Source organism: Methyloversatilis discipulorum, from assembly GCF_018780585.1.
Lineage (GTDB): Bacteria > Pseudomonadota > Gammaproteobacteria > Burkholderiales > Rhodocyclaceae > Methyloversatilis > Methyloversatilis discipulorum_B.
This window is the reverse complement of record NZ_JADMJL010000066.1, coordinates 1-14,330: the sequence shown is the minus strand read 5'-3', so window position 1 is coordinate 14,330 and position 14,330 is coordinate 1. Positions and strand designations below refer to the sequence as shown.

The following is a 14,330-nucleotide window of genomic DNA, read 5'->3' as shown; positions in this document are numbered from 1 at the left end:
CCCTTCCTATTCCTCGCCCTCGCCGGCTGCGGCGTCCGCGTCGGTATCGATGTCGGCATCCGCTTCGGCGTCCTGCTCGCTGTCGCTCTCGATCACCTTTTCCAGACCGGCCAGCAGCGTGCCGTCATCGAGGTTGATCAGCGTGACGCCCTGGGTCGAGCGCCCCATTTCGCGGATGTCCACCACCTTGGTGCGGATGAGCACGCCACCGGTCGAGATCAGCATGATTTCGTCGGTCGGCTCGACCAGCACCGCGCCGACCACGCCGCCGTTGCGCTCGCTCGTCTGGATCGCGATGACACCCTTGGTGCCGCGGCCGTGCTTCGGGTATTCGGTGACACGGGTGCGCTTGCCATAACCGTTCTCGGTCGCAGTCAGCACACTCAGTTCGTCGTTCTTCGACACCAACATGCAGATCACGCTCTGGCCGTCCTCCAGCATCATGCCGCGCACACCACGCGCGGTACGGCCCATCGGGCGCACGTCGGCTTCGGCGAAGCGCACCGCCTTGCCGGCGTCGGAGAACAGCATGATGTCGTCCGAGCCATCGGTGATCGCCACGCCGATCAGCGCGTCGCCCTCGTCGAGGTCGACGGCGATGATGCCGGCCTTGCGCGGATTACCGAAGTCGGCCAGCGGCGTCTTCTTCACGGTACCGCGGCCGGTCGCCATAAAGATGTAGTGATCTTCGTCGAACTCCTTGACCGGAAGCACCGCGGTGATCTTCTCGCCATCGAACAGGGGGAACAGGTTCACGATGGGCTTGCCGCGCGAATTGCGCGAGCCCTCCGGCACCTCATAGACCTTGAGCCAATACACACGGCCGCGGTTCGAGAAACACAGGATGTAGTCGTGCGTATTGGCGACGAAGAGCTGGTCGACGAAGTCGTCTTCCTTCACCGCCGCCGCCTGCTTGCCGCGCCCACCGCGCTTCTGCGAGCGGTAATCGGCCAGCGGCTGGCGCTTGAAGTAGCCGCCGTGCGACAGCGTGACCACCATGTCCTGCTGCGCGATCAGGTCCTCGATGCCGAGATCCTGCGTGTGCACGATGATTTCCGACTTGCGGCCGTCGGCGAACTGCTCGCGGATCTGGCGCATTTCGTCGGAAATGATCCAGTTGATCCGCTCCGGGCGGGCCAGGATGTCGAGCAGGTCGATGATCTGTTCGATCACCTCCTTGTACTCCGACATGATCTTTTCCTGCTCCAGCCCCGTCAGGCGGGCCAGCTGCATGTCCAGAATGGCCTTGGCCTGCGCGTCCGACATGCGGTAGCCGTCGGCGAAGGAGCCGAAGGCGGCGTCCAGCCCATCCGGACGGAAGGATTCGGCGCCGGCGCGGGCCAGCATTTCATCGACCAGCGGCGACTTCCAGGCACGCTCCATCAGCGCCACCTGCGCTTCCGCACGCGAAGCCGATGCCTTAATCAGCGCGATGATCTCGTCGATGTTGGACAGCGCAACGGCCAGGCCTTCCAGCACGTGGCCACGTTCGCGCGCCTTGCGCAGTTCGAACACGGTGCGGCGGGTGATCACCTCGCGCCGATGCGACAGGAAGCAGTCCAGCATGTCGCGCAGGTTCAGCAGGCGCGGGCGGCCATCGACCAGCGCCACCATATTCATGCCGAAGGTGTCCTGCAGCTGGGTCAGCTTGTACAGATTGTTCAGGATGACTTCCGGCACTTCGCCGCGCTTCAGCTCGATCACCACGCGCATGCCGGACTTGTCCGACTCGTCACGGATGTCGGAGATGCCTTCGACCTTCTTCTCATTCACCAGCTCGGCGATGCGCTCGAGCAGGGTCTTCTTGTTCACCTGATACGGCAGTTCGTCGACGATGATGGCCTGACGGTTGCCGCGGTCGATGTCCTCGAAATGGGTGCGTGCGCGCATCACGACGCGGCCGCGACCGGTCAGATAGCCCTCGCGTACGCCCGAAAGCCCGTAGATCAGGCCACTGGTCGGGAAATCGGGCGCCTGCACGATGTCGATCAACTGCTCGATCGTCGTTTCCGGCTCTTTCAGCAGCAGCTGGCAGGCGTCGAGCACCTCGCCGAGGTTATGCGGCGGAATGTTTGTCGCCATGCCGACCGCGATGCCGGCGCTGCCGTTGATCAGCAGATTGGGGATGCGGCTGGGCAGGACCAGCGGCTCCTGCTCCTTGCCGTCGTAGTTCGGCCCGAAATCGACCGTTTCCTTGTCGATGTCGGCCAGCAGTTCGGCCGCGATCTTGTCCAGACGGCACTCGGTGTAACGCATCGCCGCCGCGTTGTCGCCGTCGACCGAACCGAAATTGCCCTGACCGTCGATCAGCGTGTAGCGCAGCGAGAAGTCCTGCGCCATCCGGACCAGCGTGTCGTAAATAGCCGAGTCACCGTGCGGGTGATATTTACCCATCACGTCACCGACCACGCGCGCGCACTTCACGTAAGGACGGCTGTGGGTGATGTTCGCTTCGTGCATCGCGAACAGCACGCGTCGATGCACAGGTTTCAGGCCGTCGCGCACATCGGGCAGCGCGCGGCCGACGATCACGCTCATCGCGTAATCGAGATAGGAGTGCCGCATTTCGTCTTCGAGCGAAATGGGCAGTGTTTCCTTGGCAAAAGATGTGGTCATCGGGGGATCGGGCGGACGTCGGCTGTCTGTTGAAATGAACCCGGCGCGTTGGAAACCGCCGGTTTGTTCAGCCAAACCGCAAGTTTAACATGCGCTTGCATCGACCTCGGGGCCCTCAGCGGGCAGCCGCCGGACTACACTGCGCCACCTGAATCCAGAGAGCCGAATCCGTCTGCCATGCAGAGCCACGAAGCCCAGACCGACATCGACCTGCTGATCGAAGCCCGCTGGGTCATCCCGGTCGAGCCAGCCGGCGTCGTACTCGAACATCACGCCGTTGCGGTGCAGGACGGGCGTATCGCCGACCTGCTGCCGTCGGACGAGGCGCGCCGCCGCTACCGGCCGCGCACGCTGCGCACCTTGGGCGAGCATGTGCTCATTCCCGGACTCATCAACCTGCACGCTCACGCCGCGATGAACCTGCTGCGTGGCTACGCCGATGACCAGCCACTGATGCGCTGGCTGACCGAACATATCTGGCCGGCCGAACAGAAGCACGTGAGCCACGACTTCGTGCGCGACGGCACCCTGCTCGCCTGCGCCGAAATGCTCCGCGGTGGCGTCACCACCTTCAGCGACATGTACTTCTTCCCTGATGCAGCGGCCGAAGCGGCGCTGGAGGCGGGCATGCGCGCGGCGCTGGGCATCGTCGTACTCGAATTCCCGAGCGCCTGGGCGGCGGACGCCGATCAGTACCTCAGCAAAGGGCTGGCCGTGCGCGATCACTTCAAGCACGAACCTTTACTGCACTTCACGCTGGCGCCGCACGCGCCCTACACCGTTTCAGACGCCACTTTCGAACGCGTCCGCACACTGGCCGAGCAACTGGATCTGCCAGTCCATATACACATCCACGAAACCGCTGACGAGATCGAACAGGGCATCGCGCAGCATGGCGTGCGCCCGCTCGAGCGACTGCGCCGGCTTGGCCTCCTCGGCCCCAACCTGATCGCCGTTCATTCGGTGCACCTGACCGACGACGACATCGCCCTGCTCGCCCGCGAAGGCGCCAGCGTGGCGCACTGCCCGACGTCGAACATGAAGCTGGCCAGCGGCGCAAGCCCGACCGCCGCGCTGGCTGCGGCCGGCGTCAATGTCGGGCTGGGCACCGACGGCGCCGCCAGCAACAACCGGCTGGACATGTTCCAGGAGATGCGGCACGCCGGACTCCTGGCAAAGCTCACCTCTGGCGACGCGGCCGCCCTTGCAGCCGGACACCTGTTGCACATGGCAACACTAGGCGGCGCCCGCGCGCTGGGCATCGATGCTGAAACAGGTTCCATCCGCCCCGGCAAGAGTGCTGACCTGTGCGCAGTCAGTCTCGACGACGCAACGACACGCCCTTGTTACTCACCCGTTTCGCATCTTGTCTATGCTGCTGGCCGGGAACACGTGACCGATGTATGGGTCGCAGGAGAAGCGCGCGTGGAGAATGGAAGCTTGTTGCACCTGCACAACAACGATTTGAAGGCACGTGCGCGCCTGTGGCAAAATCAGGTGGCTCTATAACGGCTTGCGGCCTTGTTTTTATGCATCGCTGCCCGGCAACACCACAGTCTTACGTGTGTTTGCCGCCAGTTTTGCCTGTCAGGTCCAAGACAGGCGGGCAGGCCGGTTGACAACCGCTTCAAGTTTTATAAGAGGGGATCATGCTCAAACAACTGACGCAAAAACCGCTGCTCATCGCCCTGCTGGCCGCCACGGCCGGTTTCGCCTCCAACGTGTCGGCCATGGAAGACATCAAGGTCGACCCGGCAATGAAGGCCCACATTCCCTACGTGATCGACGCCCGTGGCGTCGTCGCCCGCAGCGCCGACGGCCTGTGCTGGAGAACCGGTTACTGGACGCCGGCCTACGCTGCCTCGATCCCGGAAGTCGGTTGCGCCTGCGACAAGGATCTGCTGCCGAAGGACGTCTGCGAGAAGCCCGCTCCTGTCGCCGCACCGGCTCCGAAGGCTGCCGAACCCGCGCCGGCACCTGCCCCGGCTCCGAAGCCCGCTGCCCAGAAGGTCACCCTGTCGGCTGACGCCCTGTTCGATTTCGACAAGGCCACGCTGCGTCCGGAAGGCAAGTCCAAGATCGACGACGCGGTCAGCAAGCTGAGCTCGATCGACCTGGAAGTCATCATCGCCGTTGGCCACGCCGACCGCATCGGCAAGGACAAGTACAACCAGACCCTGTCGGAAAAGCGCGCTGCCGCCGTCAAGGACTACCTGGTGAGCAAGGGCGTTGAAGCCAACCGCGTCTACACCGAAGGCAAGGGTGAAGCCCAGCCGGTGACCGGCGACAGCTGCATGAAGATGGGCAAGGAACACCGCAGCAACAAGAAGCTGGTGGACTGCCTGCAGCCGGATCGTCGCGTTGAAATCGAGATCATCGGTACCCAGAAGTAATCGGGTTCCCGATCTCGTCAAAAGCCCTGCATTCGTGCAGGGCTTTTTTTCGCCCGTCGCCAACCGGATTGCGGCATTACTATCGTTACCCCGGTCGTGAAACCTCGCGCACGCCAGACTGTCCTTTCGCTCATGACGACACATCAGAACGCCGACCCGCTCGAACTGGAGAAATTTTCGGAGCTCGCCCACCGCTGGTGGGATCCGGAGTCTGAGTTCAAGCCGCTGCACGACATCAATCCATTGCGCCTGGACTGGATAGACCGCTGCGTCGGCCTGACCGGCAAGCGCGTGCTTGACGTCGGCTGCGGTGGCGGCATCCTCGCCGAGAGCATGGCGGTGCGCGGCGCCAGCGTGACCGGTATCGACCTCGGCGAGAAGGCGCTGTCGGTCGCGCGCCTGCACCTGCTGGAAAGCGGGAACCGCGTCGAGTACCTGCTCGAATCGGCCGAGGACCATGCCCGGGCGCGCGCCGCTCAGTACGACGTGGTGACCTGCATGGAAATGCTGGAGCACGTGCCCGATCCTGCCAGCATCGTGCGCGCCTGCGCGACACTGGTACGGCCCGGCGGCACGGTGTTCTTCTCGACGCTGAACCGCAATCCCAAGTCGTGGCTGTTCGCGGTGATCGGCGCCGAGTACGTGCTGCGCCTGCTGCCGCGCGGCACCCATGACTACGAAAAGATGATCAAGCCGTCGGAACTGGCGCGCGACGCGCGCGACGCCGGACTGCGCGAAGCTGAACTGATGGGCATGAGCTACAACCCGTTCACCAAGGCCTACTCGCTCGGCAAGGACACTGCGGTCAATTACCTGATGCGGTGCGTACGTGATGAATGAGCCGCGCACACGCGGCGTGCTGTTCGATCTGGACGGCACGCTGGCCGACACCGCGCCCGATCTCGGCGGCGCACTCAACCGTCTGCGCATCGAACGCGGTCTGCCCGAGCTTCCTGCCGACACGCTGCGCCCGCATACCTCGGCGGGTGCCCGCGGCCTCATCGGCGCAGGTTTCGGCGTGACGCCGGAAGATGCGGGCTACACAGAACTGGCCGACCGATTCCTGACGCTCTACGCGTCGGCGATCTGCGTGCATACCCGGCTGTTCGACGGCATGGGCGAAGTGCTGACCCGGCTCGAACAGGCGGACATTCCGTGGGGCGTGGTGACCAACAAGGCCGCTCGCTTCACCGTGCCGCTGATGCGCGAACTTGGCCTGCACGAGCGTGCCGCGAGCATCGTCAGCGGCGACAGCGTGCCGGTGCCCAAACCCGATCCGGCAGGTTTGCGCCTGGCAGCGAGCGAACTGGGCGTCGAGGTCGGGGACTGCATCTACGTCGGCGACGACGAACGCGACATCCAGGCGGCGCGCGCTGCCGGCATGCGCTCGGTCACCGCAGCCTTCGGCTATCTGGGCTGCGCCCGCCACCACAGCGAGTGGGGCGCCGACCACACCATCCATCACCCGCTCGAACTTCTGCCCCTCTTGTAATCGATCGAGGTGGTACCATCTATCGCTCACTGGGGGCGACCTGGTCTCGACGTGGGTCGCGAAGCAGCGCAGGGCATACCGAGGGTCGGAGTACCTCGTAAATCCAACCGAAAATTAGATAGTCGCCAACGACGAATCTTACGCTCTGGCCGCTTAAGGCCGGACGCTGCACCGACTGATTAGCGGGTCGGGCCGGGCAACCGGTCGCAGCGCCATTAACAGCTAAAGTAAGGATGCACTCCGCCGCGTGGTGCATCACGAAAATCAAGCGGATCGCCTTTCATCAGCCTGCCGGGTCGGCGGGTGACGGGCTAGATCAAATGGCCAGGCTAAGTATGTAGAACTGTCTGTGTAGGGCTTGCGGACGCGGGTTCGATTCCCGCCGCCTCCACCACCATATCAGGGCTCGGACCTCGTTCCGGGCCCTTTTTCTTGCCTGATCGCACCGTGATCGGGACGCGGTGACGAAGTTCGTCTCCGCGACCGGCGTCGGGCGCCCTTGCTCGCGGTACCCGTCCGGGACAGCCACCCGGAACCCCTTCGTATGTGCACTTCGCATCATCCGGAGCGCTCGCACGGTTGCGCCGTCCGGTCTTCCGGCCGAATATCCACCCTGGAGCGGATTATGCCGGCGGCGATGCAGCCAGCCGCCGGCGCGCCGCACGCGCGTGCAGCCCGGTCAGCGTGCGGGCTTCTTCCAGACCCTGGAACAGATATGCGGAGAGCGCCCGGAATGCACGGCGAGCAACACAACCCCGACATTGACCTCGAAAGGACGGACGACGAGTCGCCGATCATCCTTGTCGCCGACGACGATCCCATCATCCCGCTGATGGTGAACAAGGTGCTGTCCACACGCGGCATGAGGATGCACGCCGTGGCAGACGGCCTCGCCGCGATCGAGGCATTCCGCGAGGCGCCGCCCGATCTGGCGCTGCTGGACGTGCATATGCCGGGTGCCGACGGCTACGAAACCTGCGCCCGCATGCGTGAACTGGGCGGGGAAGATACCTGCCCCATCATCATCATGACGGCGAGCGACGATGCCGCATCCGTGCAACGTGCCTTTGCCGTCGGCGCGAGCGACTTCCTGACCAAACCGATCAGCTGGACCCTGTTGCCGCATCGCATCCGTTTCGTGCTGCGTGCCGCCGAGGCGGCACGCCGGCTCCGCGAGTCGCTGCGTCGCTCGGAAATCCTGTTCGCCACGTCGGCCGAAGGCATCCTGATCGTCGACGTGGCGACCCGTCGCTGTGTCGACGCCAATCCCGCGCTGTGTGCCATGCTGGGCTACTCAAGAGACGAGATGCGCACGCTTGAATGGCGGGATCTGCAGCCTCCGGAACTGTATCCCGCCAACGTGGAGCAGTTCGCGCGCTGCGCCGGCATCGAGAGCGGCCGCCTCGAAGGTGCGCTGATGCGCCGCAAGGACGGGGTGCTCTTTCACGCCGACATCACGCACAACCTGATCGATATCGATGATCGCCGCTGTCTGGCCGGCTTCTTCGTCGATGTCACCGAGAAACGCCTGGCCGACGAAGCATTGATGCGTCGTGCCAGTCATGACGCGCTGACCGGCCTGCCCAACCGCGCGCTGCTGCTCGAACGTCTGGCGCAGGCGCTCAAGCAGGCGCAGCGGCGCATGGCGCGCGTCGGTCTCCTGTTCGTCGATCTCGATCGCTTCAAGGAGGTTAACGACGAACACGGGCACGCCGTCGGCGATCTGCTGCTGAAGGAGGTGGCCGATCGGCTGCAGCGCGAATTGCGCGGCGAGGACACCGTTGCGCGACTGGGCGGCGACGAATTCGTCGTGCTGATGCCGCTGCTGGACAACGAGCCGCAGCCCTGCGCCCAGCTTGCGGCACGTATCGTCGGTACGCTCGGCAGCGCCTTCGAGGTGAGCGGCCACACGCTGCACATCGGTGCCAGTATCGGCATCGCGCTCTATCCGGACGACGCCGACAACTCGGCTGCCCTGATGGACTGTGCCGACGAGGCGATGTACGACGCCAAGCGCGCCGGCCGCGGACAGTATCGCCGTTACCGTTCGTCCTGACTTCGTTCTGCAGCCGCGGCCGCGCTGTTGCGTTGCAGCATGCGTGTGCGCATACTGAATCGTCATCGACATTCCCGGACGACCCTCATGCGCCTGCACGGTCCTCTCCACGCCGTTTTCGTCGCCCTGCTCCTTGCCGCATTTCCCATCCGCACCGCGATGGCCGAGGCGCCGCCGGTGCTCGACCGGATCGAACGTACCGACTTCACCGTGTCCGGCCTGTCCTCCGGCGCCGCCATGGCGGTCCAGCTGGGCGTGGCGCATTCGTCGCGGGTACGCGGCATCGGCATCGTGTCGGGGCCGCCCTATCTGTGCGCGCAAGGCTTCGTGACGCGGGCCACCAACGACTGTCTGGTGCTCGGACGCGACCGCCTGCGCGAACTGTTCGGTCCCCTGTTCGGGCTGTCGCTTTTCAGTTCCGGCGAACGCGACATCGACGTGGATGATCTGGTGAGCGATACGCGCAAGCTGGCGCGACAGCGGCGGATCGACCCGGTCGACGGCATCGCCTCGCAGCAGATATGGGAGTACCGCGGGCAGGACGATCGCGTCGTCGGCGCCAAGGCGTCAGCCGCCCAGCACACCTACTTCCGCGCCTTCGATGCCGCGCCAAAACGGGGCGAGCCGCGCTCGACGCCGCACACCATGCCGACCAGCGACCCGGCCCAGGGCAGTTGCGACGCCCGCGACGAGGACTACGTCAGCGGCTGCGACTTCGATGCTGCCGGCGAACTGCTGCGTCATCTGCGCCGTCGGCCAGACGCGCGGCCGAATGCGGGCAACGGCCGCTGGTACGTGCTCAAGCAGGCCGACTTCGTACCGGCCGGCCCGGGCGATGCGCAGACCCGGCGTCGCGCGCTGGGCCTCGCGGAGGACGCACGCGTCTATGTGCCCCAGCGCTGCGGCAGCGAAAGCTGCCAGATCCACGTCGCATTGCACGGCTGCAAGCAAGGCATGAGTGACACCGCCTACCGCGCCTTCACTGACGGCGCCGGTTACGTCCGCTGGGCCGGTCCACTGAAGCTGGTGGTGCTGTTCCCGCGTGTCGGCGCGATCGAACCGTTCGAGCGCGGGCTGTGGGACAGCGTCGGCAACCCGATGGGCTGCTGGGACTGGTGGGGCTACACCACGCCGGGCGACCTCTACGGCTACGCAACGCGGGAAGCGCCGCAGATGCGCACCATCGTCAACATGGTCGACCACCTGATGCGATCGCACTGAGCGCCTGCCACGCCGGCGGCGATAATGGCGGCCCTGCCCGTCCGGATATCCTATTGATGTACGACCCCTCGCTGCTCACCAAACTGCTGGTATCGCTGGTCATCGTCGCGCTGGCATTGCTGATCACGCGCACCGCGCGACGTGTCGCGGCGGCGCGCTTCGAAGACCCGTCACAGCGCAAGCAGGCCTGGGTGACCATCCGCAACATCGCGCTGCTGGTCTGTCTGGCGCTGCTCGGCCTGACCTGGACGCTGGGCGGCGACCAGTCCTCGCTGCCGCTGGCGGCCGTCGCCGGCGCCTCGCTCATCGTGTCCAAGGACATCCTGATCTCGGCGATGGGCGGCACGGTGCTGTTCCTGACGCGCACCTACCAGGTCGGTGACTTCATCGAGGTCGGCAGCGTGCGCGGGCGCGTCGCCGACATCCGCTTCCTCAGCACCTTGCTCGACGCCAGCGGCGACGCCGACCTGATCAATGGCAGCCGCGTGCTGCTGCAACACAGCGCGGTCATCACCAGCACGCTGCGCGTCACCCCGCACGAACACTTCATGCTGACCACGCTGCGCGTATTCGTCGGCGACCCGGTCGCCTGCCTGGACAGGCGCGCGCTGCTCGAAGCGGCGGCGCTGGAAGTGTGCGCACCGTGGATCGATGAAGCCGAACGCGGCCTGCTCGACCTCGAAGCGGCGCACTGGAGCCGCCTGCCCTCGGCGCGCCCGCGCGTGTTCATCGATCTGGCGAGCGACAAGGGCGCGCAGCTGGTGGCGGCGTTTCCGTGCCGGGTCGAGGAACGGCTGCGTATCGAACAGCGGGTGCTGTCGGAGTATCTGACGCGGGTTCAGGCCGCCGCGGCGACCCAGCCATCGGAGGAGGCGCTCACGCCGGCGGACGACGTGCCGGCCTGAAGCGGCAGCACCGCCGCCAGCAGTTCGCCGATGCGCACGTTGTCGCGTACCGGGCGCATCGTCTGGTACAGCAGTTCGGCCTGCGGGTAGACGCGGCGCAGCAGGTTCAACCACTGCTTGAGCCGCCCCGCCGCATGACGCGCCTCGACATGGCCGAGCACGCGCTGCCAGTAATCTCCGAGCAGCGGTGCGATACGCGGCCAGTCCAGCGCCGGGTCGATGGCTTCATCGCCGCGCAGCCGGGCACGGATGCGCTCGACCAGCAGCGGATCGGCCACCGCGCCGCGCCCCATCATCACGTCGGCCAGCCCGCTTTCGCTGCGGCAGCGCAGGTAGTCATCCACCGACCAGATTTCGCCGTTGGCGACCACCGGCACGCGCACCGCCTCGGCGATGCGGGCGATCCACGGCCAGTGCGCCGGCGGCCGGTAGCCGTCGAGCTTGGTGCGCGCGTGCACGACGATCATTTCCGCGCCGCCCTCGGCCAGTGCCTGCGCCGCCTCGATCGCACGCGAGGTGTCGCGCACGCCCAGGCGCATCTTCGCGGTGAAGGGCACGCGCCCGGCCACCGCGCGGCCGACCGCGCTGACGATTTCGTGCAGCAGTTCCGGCTCGTCCAGCAGCACCGCACCGCCGCGGTGGCGATTCACGGTCGGCGCCGGACAACCGAAGTTGAGGTCGATGCCGGCCGGATTCAGCCGTGCCAGCTGGTCAGCGTTGTCGGCCAGCCGCGCCGGATCCGAGCCGAGCAACTGCACGCGCACCGGCACCCCGCTGGCGGTGCGCGAGCCGGCTTTCAGTTCTGGTGCCACGCGCTGGTAACTGCGCGGCGGCAGCACGCTGTCGGTCACGCGCACGAACTCGGTCACGCACCAGTCGTAGTGCGCCGCCCGCGTCACCACGGCACGCAGGCGCGCGTCGAGCAGACCTTCCATCGGCGCGAGCAGCAGGCGGGGCATGGCGGGCGCCGGCGTATTGACGCGGGCCGGGTCGTCAGGGGACATTGGGTGCGACGATGAAAAACAAAGCGGGATTATCCCGCACTTGAACGGGCATACCTTGAATACCTCAGCAGACAGCTCCAGCGGCTGCGCCTGCAGCGGACATTGCGCCGCCGCGCCGTCGCCGCGCCTTCCCGACGACGCCGCAGCGGGCGGGCAGCGAAGCACCTTCCGCGTACCGGGCATGGACTGCCCGTCGGAGGAGCGCCTGATCCGCATGGCACTCGATGGCGCCGACGGACTGCGCCACATCGGCATCGACCTCGCCGCGCGCACCGTGACGCTGCACCACGACGGCCCGCTGGCGCCGCTGCAGGCCAAACTCGCGGCGCTGGGCTTTGGCGCCGAACTGCTCGGCACGGACGCGGCCGGCGCACGGCCGGAACCGGCCACCGGCCGCAGCGAAGCCGGGGTGCTGCGCACGCTGCTGGCGATCAACGCTGCCATGTTCGTGTTCGAGCTGGCAAGCGGTCTGTGGGCACAATCGACCGGCCTGATCGCCGACGCGCTGGACATGCTGGCCGACGCGTCGGTCTACGGCCTGAGCCTGTACGCGGTCGGGCGCAGCGCGGCGGGCAAGCTGCGCGTGGCCCATCTGTCCGGCTGGCTGCAGCTGCTGCTGGCGGGCGGCGCACTGGCGGAGGTGGTGCGGCGCGCCGTATCCGGCAGCGAACCGGAGCCGCTGTGGATGAGCGGCGTCGCACTGCTGGCCCTGGCCGCCAACCTCGCCTGCCTGCTGCTGATGGCGCGTCACCGCGATGGCGGCGCGCACATGAAGGCAAGCTGGATCTTCTCGACCAACGACGTGCTGGCCAACGCGGGCGTCATCATTGCCGGCGGACTGGTCGCGGCCACCGGCACCCGCTGGCCGGATCTGTTCATCGGTACGGCGATCGCGCTGCTGGTGGCCAGTGGTGCGCTGCGGATACTGAAACTGAGGGCGTGAACGCAGACGGGGGCAGGCCTTGCGACCTGCCCCCGTCCCGAACAACGTAAGAATCAGCTCGGTTTGTGGAAGCTGAAGTGACCTGCCGCGTCGGCATCGACCACGATCACGTCCTTCGGCCCGAAGCTGCCATCGAGGATCTTCTTCGACAGCGGGTTCTCGATGTGCTCCTGGATCGCGCGCTTCAGCGGCCGCGCACCGAACACCGGGTCGAAGCCGGCCTTGCCGATCTCGGCCAGCGCCGCGTCCGACACCTGCAGGCCCATGTCCAGCTTGGCCAGGCGCTTTTCCAGGTAGGCGAGCTGTATCTTCGCGATGCTCTGGATATTGCGTTCGTCCAGCGCGTGGAACACCACCACCTCGTCGATCCGGTTGATGAATTCCGGCCGGAAGAAGGTTTTCACCTCGCTCATCACCGCCAGCTTCACCACGCCGTAATCGGAGCCCGCCATCTGCTGGATCATCTGGCTGCCGAGGTTGCTGGTCATCACGATGACCGTGTTCTTGAAATCCACCGTGCGGCCCTGACCGTCGGTCATGCGACCGTCGTCCAGTACCTGCAGCAGCACGTTGAACACGTCCGGATGCGCCTTCTCGACCTCGTCGAACAGGATGACGCTGTAGGGCTTGCGCCGCACCGCCTCGGTCAGATAACCGCCCTCGTCGTAGCCGACATAGCCCGGCGGCGCGCCGATCAGCCGGCTCACCGAATGCTTCTCCATGAACTCGCTCATGTCGATGCGGATCAGGTGGTCTTCCGAATCGAACAGGAATTCGGCCAGCGTCTTGCACAGTTCGGTCTTGCCGACGCCAGTCGGGCCGAGGAAGAGGAAGCTGCCATACGGGCGGTTCTCGTCGCTGAGACCGGCGCGCGAACGACGGATCGCGTCCGACACGAGGCGCACCGCCTCGTCCTGGCCGATCACGCGCTGGTGCAGACGGTCTTCCATCTTCAGCAGCTTTTCGCGCTCGCCCTGCATCATCTTGCTGACCGGAATACCGGTCGCGCGCGACACCACCTCGGCGATTTCCTCGGCGCCGACTTCGGTGCGCAGCAGCTTGTTGGGCAGCTTGGCTTCGCCCCCCTTCTCGGCCTGCTTCAGTTGCGCCTCGAGCTGCGGCAGCGTGCCGTACTGCAGTTCGGCCAGCTTGTCGAACTGGCCCTTGCGCTGCAGGTCGGCCATCTGCACGCGCACCTTCTCGATCTCTTCCTTGATGTGGGCGCTGCCCATGACCTGGGCCTTTTCGGCCTTCCAGATCTCTTCAAGGTCGTTGAATTCGCGCTGCAGCTTGACCAGTTCGTCCTCGATCAGGCCGAGCCGGCGGATGGACGCCTCGTCCTTCTCCTTCTTCACCGCCTCGCGCTCGATCTTCAGCTGGATCATGCGGCGTTCGAGCCTGTCCATCGACTCCGGCTTGGAATCGATCTCCATCTTGATGCGCGCAGCGGCCTCGTCGATCAGGTCGATCGCCTTGTCCGGCAGGAAGCGGTCAGTGATGTAGCGGTGGCTCAACTCGGCCGCGGCGACGATGGCCGGGTCGGTGATGTCGACGCCGTGGTGCAGTTCGTACTTCTCCTGCAGGCCGCGCAGGATGGCGATGGTCGCCTCAACCGTCGGCTCGTCCACCAGCACCTTCTGGAAGCGGCGCTCCAGCGCGGCGTCCTTCTCGATGTACTTGCGGTACTCGTCCAGCGTGGT

The 14,330-nt window shown here is 65.9% G+C and carries 11 protein-coding genes and 1 other RNA gene; 9 read left to right on the top strand and 3 right to left on the bottom strand.

What is annotated here, in order from left to right; translation table 11 throughout:
* Positions 1-6 precede the first annotated feature (6 nt).
* Positions 7-2,616, bottom strand: coding sequence for a DNA gyrase subunit A (gene gyrA, locus IV112_RS20835; protein ID WP_304006976.1), 2,610 nt, complete (start codon positions 2,614-2,616; stop codon positions 7-9).
* A 177-nt stretch (positions 2,617-2,793) separates the two neighbouring features.
* Here gyrA and IV112_RS20830 point away from each other — a divergent pair, with 177 nt between their 5' ends.
* The 8 genes from IV112_RS20830 to IV112_RS20795 all read left to right on the top strand — a co-directional run bounded on the left by IV112_RS20830 (position 2,794) and on the right by IV112_RS20795 (position 10,683).
* Complete coding sequence (locus IV112_RS20830; RefSeq protein ID WP_304006974.1) at positions 2,794-4,125, top strand: TRZ/ATZ family hydrolase; 1,332 nt, start codon at positions 2,794-2,796, stop codon at positions 4,123-4,125.
* Positions 4,126-4,265: 140 nt separating this feature from the next.
* Positions 4,266-5,009, top strand: coding sequence for an OmpA family protein (locus IV112_RS20825; protein ID WP_304006972.1), 744 nt, complete (start codon positions 4,266-4,268; stop codon positions 5,007-5,009).
* 132 nt (positions 5,010-5,141) lie between these two features.
* Complete coding sequence (gene ubiG, locus IV112_RS20820) at positions 5,142-5,849, top strand: bifunctional 2-polyprenyl-6-hydroxyphenol methylase/3-demethylubiquinol 3-O-methyltransferase UbiG (RefSeq protein WP_304006970.1); 708 nt, start codon at positions 5,142-5,144, stop codon at positions 5,847-5,849.
* Entirely contained in the window at positions 5,842-6,501 is a 660-nt protein-coding gene (locus tag IV112_RS20815) for an HAD-IA family hydrolase (protein WP_304006968.1), read from the top strand. Before ubiG ends, IV112_RS20815 begins: the two co-directional genes overlap by 8 nt.
* Before the next feature lie 31 nt (positions 6,502-6,532).
* Positions 6,533-6,895, top strand: a transfer-messenger RNA (tmRNA) gene (gene ssrA, locus IV112_RS20810).
* A 339-nt stretch (positions 6,896-7,234) separates the two neighbouring features.
* Positions 7,235-8,557 carry a diguanylate cyclase domain-containing protein gene (locus IV112_RS20805; protein WP_304006966.1) on the top strand — a complete coding sequence of 441 codons (1,323 nt, stop codon included), beginning with the start codon at positions 7,235-7,237 and terminating at the stop codon, positions 8,555-8,557.
* 87 nt (positions 8,558-8,644) lie between these two features.
* Positions 8,645-9,778, top strand: coding sequence for a hypothetical protein (locus IV112_RS20800; protein ID WP_304006964.1), 1,134 nt, complete (start codon positions 8,645-8,647; stop codon positions 9,776-9,778).
* A 56-nt stretch (positions 9,779-9,834) separates the two neighbouring features.
* Positions 9,835-10,683 carry a mechanosensitive ion channel domain-containing protein gene (locus IV112_RS20795; RefSeq protein ID WP_304006962.1) on the top strand — a complete coding sequence of 283 codons (849 nt, stop codon included), beginning with the start codon at positions 9,835-9,837 and terminating at the stop codon, positions 10,681-10,683.
* Here the strand turns inward: IV112_RS20795 and IV112_RS20790 are convergent.
* Positions 10,617-11,642 (bottom strand): tRNA dihydrouridine synthase, encoded by a 1,026-nt coding sequence (locus IV112_RS20790; protein WP_438362276.1) that lies wholly within the window; start codon positions 11,640-11,642, stop codon positions 10,617-10,619. The two genes, IV112_RS20795 and IV112_RS20790, sit on opposite strands and share 67 nt — an antisense overlap.
* Positions 11,643-11,742: 100 nt before the next feature.
* On the opposite strand from IV112_RS20790, the gene IV112_RS20785 reads away from it, so the two are divergent.
* On the top strand, positions 11,743-12,630 hold the full coding sequence (locus IV112_RS20785; RefSeq protein WP_304006960.1) for a cation transporter: 888 nt from the start codon (positions 11,743-11,745) through the stop codon (positions 12,628-12,630).
* Between the two features lie 53 nt (positions 12,631-12,683).
* Here the strand turns inward: IV112_RS20785 and IV112_RS20780 are convergent.
* A partial coding sequence (locus IV112_RS20780; RefSeq protein ID WP_304006958.1) for an AAA family ATPase occupies positions 12,684-14,330 on the bottom strand: 1,647 nt, incomplete at its 5' end.

Coding starts and splice junctions, on each gene's coding strand:
- gyrA (WP_304006976.1), bottom strand. CDS start 2,616: ATGACCACATCTTTTGCCAAGGAAACACTGCCCATTTCGCTCGAAGAC.
- IV112_RS20830 (WP_304006974.1), top strand. CDS start 2,794: ATGCAGAGCCACGAAGCCCAGACCGACATCGACCTGCTGATCGAAGCC.
- IV112_RS20825 (WP_304006972.1), top strand. CDS start 4,266: ATGCTCAAACAACTGACGCAAAAACCGCTGCTCATCGCCCTGCTGGCC.
- ubiG (WP_304006970.1), top strand. CDS start 5,142: ATGACGACACATCAGAACGCCGACCCGCTCGAACTGGAGAAATTTTCG.
- IV112_RS20815 (WP_304006968.1), top strand. CDS start 5,842: ATGAATGAGCCGCGCACACGCGGCGTGCTGTTCGATCTGGACGGCACG.
- IV112_RS20805 (WP_304006966.1), top strand. CDS start 7,235: ATGCACGGCGAGCAACACAACCCCGACATTGACCTCGAAAGGACGGAC.
- IV112_RS20800 (WP_304006964.1), top strand. CDS start 8,645: ATGCGCCTGCACGGTCCTCTCCACGCCGTTTTCGTCGCCCTGCTCCTT.
- IV112_RS20795 (WP_304006962.1), top strand. CDS start 9,835: ATGTACGACCCCTCGCTGCTCACCAAACTGCTGGTATCGCTGGTCATC.
- IV112_RS20790 (WP_438362276.1), bottom strand. CDS start 11,642: ATGCCCCGCCTGCTGCTCGCGCCGATGGAAGGTCTGCTCGACGCGCGC.